This is a genomic window from Streptomyces sp. NPDC048295 (genome assembly GCF_040652135.1).
Taxonomy (GTDB): Bacteria; Actinomycetota; Actinomycetes; order Streptomycetales; family Streptomycetaceae; genus Streptomyces.
In genome coordinates this window covers 40,036-53,809 of record NZ_JBEZLL010000012.1, presented here as the reverse complement: position 1 = coordinate 53,809, position 13,774 = coordinate 40,036, and the positions used below count along the sequence as shown (strand labels likewise).

At 73.1% G+C, this 13,774-nt stretch carries 11 protein-coding genes; 8 read left to right on the top strand and 3 right to left on the bottom strand.

Going from position 1 to position 13,774, the window contains the following annotated elements:
- Positions 1-10: 10 nt before the first annotated feature.
- Together AB0D53_RS19290 and AB0D53_RS19285 are read right to left on the bottom strand one after the other, a co-directional pair.
- Positions 11-1,168: an acyl-CoA dehydrogenase family protein gene (locus AB0D53_RS19290; protein WP_362447805.1), complete on the bottom strand. Its 1,158-nt coding sequence runs from the start codon at positions 1,166-1,168 to the stop codon at positions 11-13.
- A gap of 189 nt (positions 1,169-1,357) precedes the next feature.
- Positions 1,358-1,747 (bottom strand): peptidase inhibitor family I36 protein, encoded by a 390-nt coding sequence (locus AB0D53_RS19285; protein ID WP_362447802.1) that lies wholly within the window; start codon positions 1,745-1,747, stop codon positions 1,358-1,360.
- A gap of 233 nt (positions 1,748-1,980) precedes the next feature.
- Here AB0D53_RS19285 and AB0D53_RS19280 point away from each other — a divergent pair, with 233 nt between their 5' ends.
- The 5 genes from AB0D53_RS19280 to AB0D53_RS19260 all read left to right on the top strand — a co-directional run bounded on the left by AB0D53_RS19280 (position 1,981) and on the right by AB0D53_RS19260 (position 7,864).
- Complete coding sequence (locus tag AB0D53_RS19280) at positions 1,981-2,340, top strand: VOC family protein (RefSeq protein ID WP_362447799.1); 360 nt, start codon at positions 1,981-1,983, stop codon at positions 2,338-2,340.
- Between the two features lie 469 nt (positions 2,341-2,809).
- The gene (locus AB0D53_RS19275; protein WP_362447795.1) at positions 2,810-3,646 is read left to right on the top strand and encodes a thiopeptide-type bacteriocin biosynthesis protein; all 837 of its coding nucleotides are present in this window, start codon (positions 2,810-2,812) and stop codon (positions 3,644-3,646) included.
- Position 3,647: 1 nt separating this feature from the next.
- Positions 3,648-6,356 carry a lantibiotic dehydratase gene (locus AB0D53_RS19270; RefSeq protein WP_362447792.1) on the top strand — a complete coding sequence of 903 codons (2,709 nt, stop codon included), beginning with the start codon at positions 3,648-3,650 and terminating at the stop codon, positions 6,354-6,356.
- 11 nt (positions 6,357-6,367) lie between these two features.
- On the top strand, positions 6,368-6,529 hold the full coding sequence (locus tag AB0D53_RS19265; protein WP_362447789.1) for a hypothetical protein: 162 nt from the start codon (positions 6,368-6,370) through the stop codon (positions 6,527-6,529).
- A gap of 105 nt (positions 6,530-6,634) precedes the next feature.
- Entirely contained in the window at positions 6,635-7,864 is a 1,230-nt protein-coding gene (locus AB0D53_RS19260) for a lanthionine synthetase LanC family protein (protein WP_362447786.1), read from the top strand.
- A 68-nt stretch (positions 7,865-7,932) separates the two neighbouring features.
- Here AB0D53_RS19260 and AB0D53_RS19255 read toward each other — a convergent pair whose 3' ends face one another.
- Complete coding sequence (locus tag AB0D53_RS19255; protein ID WP_362447782.1) at positions 7,933-9,393, bottom strand: PucR family transcriptional regulator; 1,461 nt, start codon at positions 9,391-9,393, stop codon at positions 7,933-7,935.
- Positions 9,394-9,516: 123 nt separating this feature from the next.
- Between AB0D53_RS19255 and AB0D53_RS19250 the strand changes: the two genes are divergently transcribed.
- The 3 genes from AB0D53_RS19250 to AB0D53_RS19240 all read left to right on the top strand — a co-directional run bounded on the left by AB0D53_RS19250 (position 9,517) and on the right by AB0D53_RS19240 (position 13,743).
- On the top strand, positions 9,517-10,995 hold the full coding sequence (locus AB0D53_RS19250; RefSeq protein WP_362447779.1) for a sodium:solute symporter: 1,479 nt from the start codon (positions 9,517-9,519) through the stop codon (positions 10,993-10,995).
- Between the two features lie 97 nt (positions 10,996-11,092).
- On the top strand, positions 11,093-12,061 hold the full coding sequence (gene speB, locus AB0D53_RS19245) for an agmatinase (RefSeq protein ID WP_329814162.1): 969 nt from the start codon (positions 11,093-11,095) through the stop codon (positions 12,059-12,061).
- Complete coding sequence (locus tag AB0D53_RS19240) at positions 12,058-13,743, top strand: thiamine pyrophosphate-binding protein (RefSeq protein ID WP_362447775.1); 1,686 nt, start codon at positions 12,058-12,060, stop codon at positions 13,741-13,743. The genes speB and AB0D53_RS19240 overlap by 4 nt, the downstream gene beginning before the upstream one ends.
- The last annotated feature ends 31 nt before the right edge of the window (positions 13,744-13,774 follow it).

Below are 13,774 nucleotides of genomic sequence, written 5' to 3'. Positions count from 1 at the left end.
GTAGCCGCTCTCACAGGCCCATGGACTTGGCGATGATCGACTTCATGACCTCGCTGGTGCCGCCGTAGATGCGGTTGACCCGGTTGTCCGCGTACAGGCGGGCGATCGGGTACTCGTTCATGTAGCCGTAGCCGCCGTGCAGCTGGAGGCAGCGGTCGATGACGCGGTGCGCGACCTCGGTGCAGAACAGCTTCGCGGAAGCGGCCTCGGCGGCGGTCAGCTCACCGGCGTCGTGGGCCTCGATGGCGCGGTCGCAGACGGCCTCGGCGGCGTCCACCTCGGCCTGGCAGGCGGCCAGTTCGAACTTGGTGTTCTGGAAGGACGCCACGGTCTTGCCGAAGACGGTGCGCTCGCTCACGTACTGCTGGGCGAACCGGACGGCGGCCTTGGCCTGGGCGTACGCGCCGACGGCGATGCCGAGGCGCTCCTGCGGCAGGTTCTGGCCGAGGTAGGAGAAGCCCTTGTTCTCCTCGCCGAGGAGGTCCTCGACCGGCACCTTGACGTCGACGAAGGCCAGCTCGGCGGTGTCGGAGGTGCGCAGGCCCAGCTTGTCGAGCTTGCGGCCGACCGAGTAGCCCTCGGCCTTGGTGTCGACGACGAGCAGGGAGATGCCGTGCCGGCGGTCGTCGGCCCTGGGCGCGTCGGTGCGGGCGCAGACGATGACCCGGTCGGCGTGGACGCCACCGGTGATGAACGTCTTGGCGCCGTTGAGGACGTAGTGGGTGCCGTCCTCGGAGAGCTTGGCGGTGGTCTTCATGCCGGCCAGGTCGGAACCGGTGCCCGGCTCGGTCATGGCGATGGCGTACATCGCCTTGCCGGTGACGAAGTCCGGCAGCCAGCGCTTCTTCTGCTCCTCGGTGGCGTACGCCTTGATGTACGGCAGGCAGAGCAGCACATGCACGCCGGAGCCGCCGAAGTTGACGGCCGCGCGGGCGCACTCCTCGGAGATGATCGCCTCGAACTTGAAGGACTCGACCCCGGCGCCGCCGAACTCCTCCGGCACCTCGATACCGAATATGCCCAGCTCGGCGAGCTTGTAGTAGAAGTCGCGAGGCACCTGGCCGGCCGCGAACCACTCGTCGTAGACGGGGGCGACCTCGGCCTCGATGAAGGCGCGGATGGTCTCCCGGAACGCCTCGTGGTCCTCGTTGAATACCGTACGGCGCACGGGGTGCCTCCTTGGTCAGCTTCGGTCGGGCTCCGGCCAGCCTGGCTAAGCGCTTGCTCAGATGTGTTTAGAAGTTACCCGGGGGTCACCGAGGCTGTCCAGGGTGATGCGCAGCACGCCCGCGCGGACACGGAGGAGCCCTCCCCGGCCGGGTCGGCCGGGGAGGGCTCCTCCGTGTGGTCCCGCCGCCTACTGGGGCTTGAAGGAGCGGATCTGGTAGTTCCCCTGGAGGTTGCCGCCGTTTCCGGCGGGGGTGGAGCCGACCCGGGCGTTGTAGTTGGTCTGGGTGTAGTACTGGACGCGGTGCCCGGTCGCGTTCCACACGGAGCGGACGTTCTGGCCGCGCTGGATGAAGGAGCAGTCGTCGGCGGTATTCGCCCGCTGCTTGTCCGACCACTGGCAGCGGGTGCCACCTCCGTTCCAGTCGCTGTAGATACAGAAATATCCGGGGCTGCAGCTGTAGGAAGCCCTGGCGCTCCCGACGGCGGCGTTCTCCGCCGCCGCGACCGCGACGGGGCCGGTGCCGAGCCCCAGGGCCAAGGCGATCGAGGTGACGGTGAGCGCGCTGATGCGATGCATGACGAAAACCCCTTCTCCTGATGGTGATCAGGGCTCCGTGCCCTGGTCAGCAGCAGCGTGGCACGGCTGCGACCTGCGCAGACAGGCGGGAACGGGGGCGCTCGAAGCCCGCTTCGAAGATCGCGGCACTCCTGTGCGCACCGGCGCGAACGCCTGCCCGGAACGATCGGTGGCGGGCGCCCCGCGTCCACCCGGGCCGCGCGTCGTAGGGTGGTCCCCTCCGGAGGTGGATCATGTTCGAGGGCGTACGCACCGTGATGGTGTTCGCGGAGGACCCCGAGGCCTCCGCGCGGTGGTACGGGGAGCTGCTCGGTGTCCCGGTGCGGGTCGACGCCGGTGACATGGGCGCGGTCTACGCCTGGGTGGAGACCGGCGGGGTCGAACTCGGCTTCCACCCCGCCGACGACGCGCGCAACCCGAGGGGCGGCAGCCCGGTCGTGTACTGGAGCGTGGCCGACGTGGCCGAGGTCCGGGACCGACTGCTGGTGGCCGGTTTCGCGCACCACCGCGGACCTCTGACGGTCGGGCCGGGTCGCCGCATCGCACAGCTCCGCGACCCGTTCGGGACGGTCATCGGCATCGAGGGCCCGTAGGACTCTCGCACGGGTGCGCCTCGCCGGGCGCCTCGCCCGGCCGCCTCGGCGGGGTGCTCGCGCAGGTCGCGCGGCGGTCGTGCGGGGGAACGGCGGTGATCGGCGAGCCGTGCGACGGCGCGGCCGACTGCGCTTGTGCCGCCGGGATCACGCCGTGCGCACACCCATCCATCATATGACTAATGGTCATTTTCCTTTCAGCTGGTGTTGATGCGGGAAATGAGCTGGATGAAGGGCCTGAGCAGGCCGACACAGGCGAGAAGGACGGTTCCGCTCCCGTCCGGCGCACCCGGTCCGACCGCGAGTTCCGCGGGGCACCACGCGCCACAGCACATGAATGCGCGGATCGCACAGAACGAACCAGGGCCTCACCCGACACCCGGGCCGGTCCGCGGTACCCACTCCGCGGGCCCCTCGGGCGATCCGTGAGCAGCCCCGCCGTGCCCGAAACACGACATACGGAGGTTCCATGCCGGTGGTGAAGCACCCCGAGGCCAGCTGGGTCCAGGTGAACCTGGCCCCGCAGCCGCCGTCATGGCAGCGCCTGTACGAATGGCTCGCGGGCACCGCACGCGACCTCCTCGGCGCACAGACCGCGCGCGCCTTCTTCTTCATGCACAAGCCGCCCGGCCTGCGCCTGCGCTTCCAGGCGTACGGAGCCGGCGGCACCGTACCGCTGCGGGCCGAACTCCTCGACCGGGTGGGGAAGTTCGGGGAGCTGGCCGGTCCGCCGGTGTGCACGGTGTACGAGCCGGAGTCCTATCTCTTCGGCGGCCCCTGCTCCATGCCCTGGGTGCACGAGGTGTTCACCGCGGACTCCCTGGCCTGGCTGGACCGCCACGCCCGGCGGCCCGGGGACACCGCAGGGCACCCCGCGGCCGACTGGCGGCTCTCCCTCTTCCTGCTCCGCGAGATGTTCGACGGCCTGCGCATCGTCGGCTGGGAACACCGCGGCGTCTGGGAAGCGGTGCGCGCGGACACCGGACGCGCCCTGCCCGAGGGCCTGCGCGACGCCGGGCTCCGCCGGGCGGCCGAGGGCATCCGCGCCCACTGGGAACAGCCCCGGGCACAGCTGCTCGCCGGTCTGCCCGAGCCGTGGCGCGCGGACCAGGAACGCAACGGCGAGGCGGTGCGCCGGGCCGCGGACCACTGGCGCACCGGTTACTTCGAGTCCGGTGACGCGGTGCGCGGCCCGCGCCGCGCCGCCGCCCACGCCGTCATCTTCCACTGGAACCGGGGGCGGTTCTCGTACGCCCGGCAGAGCCTGATCACCGAGGCGCTGCTCGACGACGGGGCGGAGGGCTGACATGACCGACGCCCGAATCGACTCCCGCCACGGCGCGGCCGGGGGCCGGCTCCTCGGCGGCACCGCCCTGGTGCGCGCGTCAGGGGTCCCCCTCTCGGTGTGGACGGCCGCAGGCGGATCCGGGCTGTTCGGCCGGATCGTGGCGCATGCCGACGCCCTGGAGCGGCAGTCCGCACGGGCCCGGCGCCTGGCCCAGCGGCTGGGGCGCGTCGTGCCCGACCAGCGGCTGACGGACGCCGAGCGCCGTGCCGTGCTGGCACTGCGGCGGCGGTTGCACTCCGGCTCGGCCCCCGGTCCGGCGGACTGCGCCTTCCTGGAAAAGCTGTCCGCCGTGCCCGGATGGCTCGCGCGGGAGGCCGGGGCGCTGTGCCGCACGGACCACTGGGCCCGCGTCACCCGTGTGGAGCTGGAGCGGGCGCTCGGGGACGAGCGGGAGCGGGTGGGGGCGCTGGCCTGGTCGCTGGTGTCGTCCGGCCCGGTCCTGCGGGCGTTCCTCGACAGCGCCGCACCCGGACTGGCGGAGGAGGTGACCACACGTCTGGCGGGCGGCGAGTCGTGGAGCGGCAAGCGGCTGCGCAAACGTTCCGCGTACCTGTGGCGGGCCGTGGGCAGGGCGGCGGCGAAGACCACGCCGCGGGGCTGGGTGGGGCAGGTGGCGCCGATCCCGGTCGGAAGCCCGCAACCGCGGCCCGGCCTCACCGAACCGGCCGTCGGCGACGACACCGAAGGCGTGCGGGGCGGACCCGGCGACCGGCTCCTGTCTCCCGGTGCCGAGCTGGCCGCGCTGGCCGCCGCCGCCGTGCAGAACGTTCACGCGGTGCGTACCGGGGCCGGTACGCCGGACCTGCGCGTCGCCGCCCCGGCAACCCTGCTCGCGCCCGCTCCGCTCCACCTCACCCGCGACGACGCCGGAGGTACGGGGGGAGCGGACGCGACGCTGTGCTGCTACACGATCGATCCGGACGATCCGGGACGGCTGCGGCAGGTCGCGGTACGGCGTACGGCGCTGCTGCACGTGCTGCTCACACTGTTCGACGAAGGGCCGTGCACGCTCGCGGAGCTGGAGGGGGCGCTGCCCGCCGCGGACCCGGCCGTGCTGCGCGGGTTCCTCACCCACCTGGTGGGCCTGGGCGTGCTCCAGCCCTGCGTCGCCCCGAGCAGCCTGCACAGTGTCTGGACCCCGGCCGACCGGGCGGCCGGAGCCGCCGGCCTGCCCCGGCCGTGGGCCGGTGCCGACGACCCCGAGCCGGCCGACTGGTTCCTCGACTCCTACCGCCGCCTGGACGCCCACGTACCCGACCGGACCGCCGCCCGCGTCCAGCGTGCGCTGCGGACCGCCCACCGGCTGGCCGGGCTGTGCCGCGCCGACCGCGACGGGGCCCTTGAGGCGCCACCGGCCGATTTCGGCATCGAGCAGCTGGACGAGCGTCCGCGTCCGGTCAGCGAGATCCTGACCCTCCTGCCGGCGCCGGACGAACCGCCGCCCCGCGCGGCTGAAGTACGCCGCTACCCGGGGTGGCACGCCGCCCACGGCCCGGACTCCGGATACGCCCGGCTCCTCGCCCACCTCGCCGCCCGCCGCGACCGGACGCAGGTCGACATCGACGACGACCTCCTGGACGCCCTCGGCGCGCCACCGGCCGAGGACGTGGTACCCCACTGGCCGATGGACTGCCTGCTGCGCCCGCTGCCCGGCCCCGGGCCGGCCGCGGTGCTGGAGACGGCCTCGCCCGCCGGAGTCATCGACGCACGGTTCGCCGAGGCGCTCCACAGCCTGTACGGGGGCTACGACACCGTCGACGCCTACCGCGACTTCCTTGCCGCCGTCGAGCGGCGAGCCGGTGTGCGGTTCGTCGAACTGCTGGTGCCACCGGTCACCGAGCGCGCGGCGAACGCCGTCCGGCGCCCCGCCACCACCCGTTGGTGGACAGGAGACCCCAACGCGTGCGCGTACTTCGGGCGCGGCGGACCGCAGCGGCGCTACCTGCCACTGGACCGCATCACCCTGCGGCGGGCGGGCCACCGGATCGTCGCCGAGGCGGACGGCGAGCGGGTGGTGCCCGTCCACCACGCCACCCGGCTCCCGATGCCGCCGTACGACCGGCTGGTGCGGCTGCTGCTGTCCGCCGGGCACCCCTGGGCGGGGACCGCCCTGCGTCTGGACGGTCTCGCCGCGGCCTTCCCCGCGTGCGGCGACGTCATCCGTCTGCCGCGGCTGACGGCGGGCACGGACCTGGTCGTCTCCCCGGCCACCTGGCGGGTGCCGCGGGCCCGCCTGTGGCGGCCCGGCGACGGGGACCTCGACCGGGTACGGCTGCTCGCCTCGCTCAGGCGCTCCGCCGGCATGCCGCGATTCGCCTTCGTACGGCCCGAGTTCGAGGCCAAGCCGGTGCCGGTCGACCTCGAAGCCCTGACGGCGCTCAACGTCATCGACCGGACGTGTGCCGCACTGACCGGTGACGAGCTGGTCTTCGAGGAGATGCTGCCCGGTCCGGTCGCGGGACCGCAGGGGCCGATGCTGGGCGACGCGCTCTACGGGGGCGCGCCGGTGGCCGCCGAGCTGATGCTCAGGATTCCTTTCGACCTGACGGCCGAGGAGCTGGCGGTGTCCGCGGCCGCCGCACTCACCCAAGACGTCCCCGGACCGCCCGCACCTGGTGCGGCGGTCTCCGGGGCGGCCAACACCCGAGAAGGAACAACCACGAAATAGGAGGAAACACCATGCCCACCATGGAACTCACCGACCTCGACAACCTCATCGCCGAGCTGGACGAGAGGATCACCGGCACCGAGCTGCCCGCAGTGACGGACAGCCTCGGCAACACCGCGGCGTGCTCCGGCGTCTGCACGGTCCTCATCTGCTCGGTCATCGGCGTCTGCTGACACCACCTCATCCGGACGTCATGGCGGCATGAGGTCATGCGTCCACCGCTGAGTTGAACGGAGCCACCCGGACCGTTCCGGGTGGCTCCCCGACGAGGAGACCCGATGCACGCAGACAGCCAGGCCCCGCCGCACCGCGCGGCTCTCGATATCGCCGTCCGACTCCTCGACGACTTCTCCGGAGCGCGGGACGCGACCCCCGACCCCGGCGTTCCGGTCCTGGCCTGTCTGGTCGCGGAAATGTGCGGCCCGCAGGCGAGGACACCCGGCCCGACGGGGACACCCGACCCCGCGGCGGTGGCGAGCGCCGGACGCGCGGTGGCGGCATGGGCGCGGACCATCGGCCGCGGGCCCAGCCGTTCCGGCCTGCTCGACGGCGGTCTGGCCGGAACCCTGGTCGGCCTGCGGCTCGGCGCCCGCATCCACCCCCCACTGCACCGCGCCGCCGACCGGCTGCGCGACCACCTGCTCGACAAGGCGCGGGCGCGCCCCTGGCGGACCGCGGATGTCGCTCTGCCCGACTACGACCTCATCTGCGGGCCGTCCGGCACGCTGCTGGCACTCTGCATCGGGACGCCGCAGCCGAGGCGTGGCCGGCTCACCCCTCTCACCGTCCACCTGGCGGAGCTGTGCGACAGCGGTGATCTGCGCCGGCTGCGCGTCGGCCAGTACTCCGGCCATCCGTATCTGGGCTGGCTGCAGGGCCGGGTGAACACCGGAATGGGCCACGGCGTGGCCGGGCTCGTGGCCGGGCTCACCGTCGCGGTCCGTAGCATCGGTCCGGAGCCGGAGCTGCTGGACGCCCTGCGCTGCGCCACCCGCTGGCTGGTGCGGCAGTCCTTCGACGACGCGCGGTCCATCCGGAGCTGGGACGGCGCCGGGCTCGACGGCCCGCCCGCCGCCGGGGCGCGGGCCCGTCAGGCGTGGTGCTACGGCAACCCGGGCGTCACCTGGGCCGTGTGGGACGCGGCGGATGCCCTGGGCGACCGGTCGACGGCCGACTGGGCGGCGATCGCGTTCACCACCCTCGCGGAGCGGTACGACGAGGACTTCCACCTGTTCGGCGACCCCCTGACCGATCAGCTCGGGCTGTGCCACGGCGCCGGGGGCGTGCTGGCCGTGGCGGACGCGTTCCACCGGCACGCCCATCTGCCGGCCGCCGCGGTGCTCCGCGACCGCCTGGCCGGACACCTGGGCCGACGGCTCCCCACCACCCTCGCCCCCGGTCAACCGCACACGTCCCTGCTCAACGGAACCGCGGGCGCGCTCAGCGCCCTGCTCACCGCCACCCACGACACCTCGCGCGACTGGCTGTTCTGCCTCGGCCTGCGCTGAGGCCCGTCCGGCGGATCACGGCCGGGGGCGCCGGGCGGGCAGGGGGCACCGGCCGTCCGGCGCGCCGCTCACCGCTGCCGCAGCGCGAACCACAGTTCCGTGCGCACGTCCATGTCGTCCAGGTCCGCGTCCAGCAGGGCCGCGCAGCGGGCGATGCGCTGGCGGACCGTGTTGCGGTGGATCCGCAGGGCCGTGGCCGTGCGGTCCCAGCTGCCGTGCAGGCTCAGCCAGCAGCGCAAGGTCTCGGCCAGCGGCTCGGTGAGCGGGGCCAGCAGGGCGCGGGCGTGCGCCTCGGCACGGTCGGCGGGGACCAGGGCGGCGAGACCGGCCGCGGCGTCGGTGAGGTGGTGGGCCAGCGGGGTACGGGTGGCGACGGCGCGGCCCAGGGCGCGGGAGGCCTGGCCGTCGGCGAGGTCGAGGGCGGTGATGGGGGCGGCGGCGGAGGCGCCGAGGGTCCAGCCCGGCTGCGGGGTGATCCGGACGGAGCCGGGGATCAGTACCCGTACGGCGTCGCCGCCCCGGCCCGCGTCGACCAGGGCCGAACCGAGGGCGGCGCCCAGCGCCCCGGTGGTCAGCGGGTCGACCGGGCCGTCGCCGCTGCGGCGCGCGTGCACCACCGTCCACAGCTCGGCGCCGCCGAGCAGCGGCGCGACGTCCTGCGGGTCCGCGCCCAGCAGCATCCGCACCAGGGCGGCGGACCGGCCGGCGGCGTCGGCGCCCTGGTGCGGGGCGGCCAGCAGGGAGAGCAGCACGACCGCGACCCCGGCGATGGTGTGGTCCCCGGCCTCGCGCCGGTCCGTCGCCAGCGCCAGGACCAGGCCCTGCCCGCCGCCCAGCGCGTACGCGGACAGATGGGTGTCCCGCAGTGTGTCGGTGGCCGACTTCGGGCCGGGGCGGGCCCCGGCGGCGACCACCCGGGTGAGCCTGGCCAGTGCCGCCGCCACGTCGGGGGCGGGGCGGCGGCCCGAGGCGTGCAGCTCCTCGCCGTCGGTGGCGAGCAGCGCCGCCCGGCCCTCCAGCTGAGCCGCCAGCTGGTGCAGCACCGCCGGGACCGGGTCCGGCCGGGCCGCCGCCGTGGCCAGGGCCTGCTGGGCGCGGGTCACCCGACGCAGCTCCCGGTGCCGGGCCTCGGCCATCAGCCGCCACACCGCGCGGGCGATCGCCGTGAACGGGGTCTCGGGCGGCACCTCCAGCAGCGGCAGGCCGTGCCGGTCGCACGCCTCGATCAGCTCCCGCGGCACCGTGTCGAACACCGGCGTCACCCCGAAACCGAGCGCCGCCGCCCCCGCCTCCACCAGCCGGGCCACATAGGTGTCCGGGTCCTTCAGCTGCACCCCGGCGCTCAGCAGCAGCTCACCGCCGAGCAGATACGGGTACGGGTCGGCCATCTCCGAGGTGTGCACCCACAGCAGATCCGCCTCGGCCGGACCCGCGATCCGGTGCAGCCCGAGCTCCTCGTGGGCGAGCAGTTCGCCGAGCGGGATCGGGGGAGTGGGCGGCGGGGTCGGCCCGCCCGTGGCTTCCGGCATGGATGATCCATCCATCAGAGACTTCAATGATGGATGAAACGTACTCTTCAGCGTCGCTTCTCGGCCACCTACCGTCTTCTTCACGTAAGACATGTGCACTTGTGACCGAAACGGAGGAAGCCCATGGCTGTCGACTACGCGGTGATCATCATTTATCTGGCCGGCATGCTCGCCATGGGCTGGTGGGGCATGCGCCGCGCCAAGTCCAAGAGCGAATTCCTGGTGGCGGGCCGCAGGCTCGGACCCGGCATGTACTCCGGCACGATGGCCGCCATCGTCCTCGGCGGTGCCTCCACCATCGGCGGCGTCGGCCTCGGCTACCAGTACGGACTCTCCGGCGCCTGGATGGTCTTCACCATCGGCCTCGGACTGCTCGCCCTGTCCGTTTTCTTCTCCGCGCGGATCGCCCGGCTGAAGGTCTACACCGTCTCCGAGATGCTCGACCTGCGCTACGGCGGCCGGGCCGGGCTCATCTCCGGCGTCGTGATGTGGGCGTACACGCTGATGCTCGCGGTCACCTCGACCATCGCGTACGCCACCATCTTCGACGTCCTCTTCGACCTGAACCGGACCATCGCGATCGTCCTCGGCGGCGCCATCGTCGTCGCGTACTCCACGCTCGGCGGCATGTGGTCGATCACCCTCACGGACATGGTGCAGTTCGTCGTCAAGACCATCGGTGTGCTGCTGCTCCTGCTGCCCATCGCGGTGATCAAGGCCGGCGGCTTCAGCGAGATGAAGGCGAAGCTGCCCACCGAGTACTTCGACCCGCTCGGCATCGGCGGCGAGACGATCTTCACGTACGTGCTGATCTACACCTTCGGCATGCTGATCGGCCAGGACATCTGGCAGCGGGTGTTCACCGCCCGCAGCGACAAGGTCGCCCGCATCGGCGGCACCGTCGCCGGTACCTACTGCCTCGTCTACGCCATCGCCGGCGCCGTCATCGGCACCGCCGCGAAGGTCATGTACCCGACGCTGCCCAGCGCCGACTCCGCGTTCGCGACCATCGTCAAGGACGAACTGCCCATCGGTGTGCGCGGACTGGTGCTGGCCGCCGCGCTGGCCGCCGTGATGTCCACCTCATCCGGTGCGCTGATCGCCTGTGCCACCGTCGCCAACAACGACATCTGGTCCCGGCTGCGGGGCGCGGTGTCCCGGGGCGGCGAGGCCGTCGAGGGCGAACACGACGAGGTGAAGGGCAACCGCGTCTTCATCCTCGTCATGGGCGTCGCCGTCATCCTGATCGCCATCGCGCTCAACAACGTCGTCGAGGCCCTGACCGTCGCGTACAACCTGCTCGTCGGCGGCCTGCTGGTGCCGATCCTCGGCGGTCTGCTGTGGCGCCGGGGCACCGCGGCGGGCGCGCTGGCCGCGGTGTCGGTCGGCGGCCTCGCGGTGATCGGCCTGATGGCGGGGTACGGAATCCTCGCCAACGAACCGGTCTACTACGGCCTGCTGGCCTCGCTCGCGGCGTATGTGATCGTGTCCCTGGCGACGAAGCCGACCGACGCGGCCGTCCTCGCGGCCTGGCGCGAGCGGCTCGCGGGGCGGGGCGCGGCGGCCGAGGAACCGGTGAGCGAAGCGGTCACCACCGCGTAGGGCCTGTCCGGCTCGGAGCGGTCACCACCGCGCAGGGCCTGCCCGGCCCCCCCACCACACCGAACAACGTATGAAACCCGAAGGAAAGGCACTTCACATGAGCAGCAACGAATCGCCGCGCGGTCCCGTCGACTCCTCCCGCGTCCCGCGGTACGCCGGACCCGCGACCTTCGCCCGGCTGCCCCGGCTCGACGAGGTCGGCACCGCCGATGTCGCCGTCGTCGGCGTGCCCTTCGACACCGGTGTCTCCTACCGCCCCGGCGCCCGCTTCGGCGGCAACGCGATCCGCGAGGCCTCGCGCCTGCTGCGCCCGTACAACCCGGCGCAGGACGCCTCGCCGTTCGCACTCGCACAGGTCGCCGACGCCGGTGACATCGCCGCGAACCCGTTCAACATCAACGAGGCCGTCGAGACGATCGAGGCCGCCGCCGACGACCTCCTCGCCACCGGCGCCCGCCTGATGACGCTCGGCGGCGACCACACCATCGCGCTGCCGCTGCTGCGCTCCGTCGCCAAGAAGCACGGCCCGGTCGCCCTGCTCCACTTCGACGCGCACCTCGACACCTGGGACACCTACTTCGGCGCCGAGTACACCCACGGCACCCCGTTCCGCCGCGCCGTCGAGGAGGGCATCCTCGACACCTCCGCGCTCTCCCACGTCGGCACCCGCGGCCCGCTCTACGGCAAGCAGGACCTGGACGACGACGCGAAGATGGGCTTCGGCATCGTCACCTCCGCCGACGTCATGCGGCGCGGCGTCGACGAGGTCGCCGACCAGCTGCGCCAGCGCATCGGTGACCGGCCGCTCTACATCTCCATCGACATCGACGTCCTGGACCCGGCCCACGCCCCCGGCACCGGCACCCCCGAGGCCGGCGGCCTGACCTCCCGCGAACTCCTCGAAATCGTCCGCGGCCTGTCCTCCTGCAACCTGGTCTCCGCCGACCTGGTCGAGGTCGCCCCCGCGTACGACCACGCCGAGATCACCTCCGTCGCCGCCTCCCACACGGCGTACGAGCTGACGACGGTCATGTCCCGCCAGATCGCAGAGGCCCGTACGAAGTGAGCCACGACCACCACGACGAGCGTCCGCGGCTCACCCCCGAGCAGATCGCGGCCGCTCTGAACCCCCCGGCCGGACGCAACGGCGGCGACCTCGTCGTCGAGACCCTCCAGGGCCTCGGCGCGACCACCGTCTTCGGCCTGCCCGGCCAGCACGCGCTCGGCATGTTCGACGCGCTGCGCCGCTCCTCGCTCACCTACATCGGCCTGCGCGTCGAGAACAACGCGGGCTTCGCCGCCGACGCGTACGGCCGCGTCACCGGCGAGGTCGCCCCGCTGCTGCTCTCCACCGGGCCGGGCGCCCTCACCTCGCTGGCCGCGCTCCAGGAGGCGGCGGCGGCCTCCGCACCCGTGCTGGCGATCTCCAGCCAGATCCCGACCGCGGGCCTGGGCGGCGGACGCCACGGCTATCTGCACGAACTGCGGGACCAGAAGGCGTCGTTCCGCGATGTCGTGAAGTCGGTCCACACCGTCCGTACCGCCTCCCAGGTCCCGTCGGCGATCGCCGCCGCCTGGGAGTCGGCGCTGACCGCCCCGCACGGCCCGGTCTGGGTCGAGATCCCGCAGGACGTGCTCCTGGCGGAGACCACCCTGCCGGTCGTCACGGCGATGGACGCCACCCCGCGCGAACTGCACGCCCGTCCCGAACTGACCGCCGTGGCGGCCGACCTGCTGTCGAAGGCCGAGCGTCCGGCGGTCATCGCGGGCGGCGGGGTCGTACGGTCCGACGCGTCCGGCAAGCTGCTGGCGCTCGCGGAGAAGCTGAACGCACCCGTCGTCACCACCTTCGGCGGCAAGGGCGCCTTCCCGTGGGAGCACCCGCTCTCGCTCCAGTCCTGGCTGGAGGACCGCTACACGACGGACTTCCTGGAGTCCGCCGACGTCCTGCTGGTCGTCGGCTCCGGACTCGGTGAACTCTCCTCGAACTACCACACGTTCGCCCCGCGCGGCCGGGTGATCCAGATCGAGGCCGACGCCGGGAAGCTGGAGTCCAACCACCCCGCGCTCGGCATCCACGCCGACGCCCGGGAGGCGCTCTCCGACCTCCTCGAAGCGGTCGGCCACCGGGAGGACCCGTCGGCGCCGGAGCGGGTCCGTGCCGTCCTCGAAGCGGTACGGGACAGGATCGCCGCCCAGGAACTCACCCTGGAGCAGCGGCTCATCGCCTCGGTCCGCGAGGCGCTGCCCGACACGTCCCCCAGCTTCTGGGACATGACGATCCTCGCCTACTGGGCCTGGTCCGCCTTCGACGCCCGCCACCCGAACACGATGCACTCGGCCCAGGGCGCGGGCGGCCTCGGCTACGGCTTCCCGGCCGCCCTCGGCGCCGCGGCGGCCGACCGCACACGGCCGGTCCTCGCGGTCTCCGGCGACGGCGGCGCGATGTACTCGATCGCGGAGCTGGCCACGGCCCGCCAGTACGACCTCCCGGTCACCTGGCTGATCGTCGACGACGGCGGCTACGGCATCCTGCGCGAATACATGACGGGCGCCTTCGGCGAGGCCACGGCGACGGAGCTCTCCCGCCCCGACTTCGTCGCCCTCGCCGAGTCCTTCGGCGTCCCGGCCCTCCGCACCACCCCCGAGACGCTCACCGCCGACCTGACGAAGTCCTTCGCCCGGCCGGGCCCCTCGGTGGTCGTGCTCCCGGCCCTGCTGAGGATGTTCGAGCCCACGCATCTGTAGCCGGCCGGCTCCACGGACAACCGGAACCCGC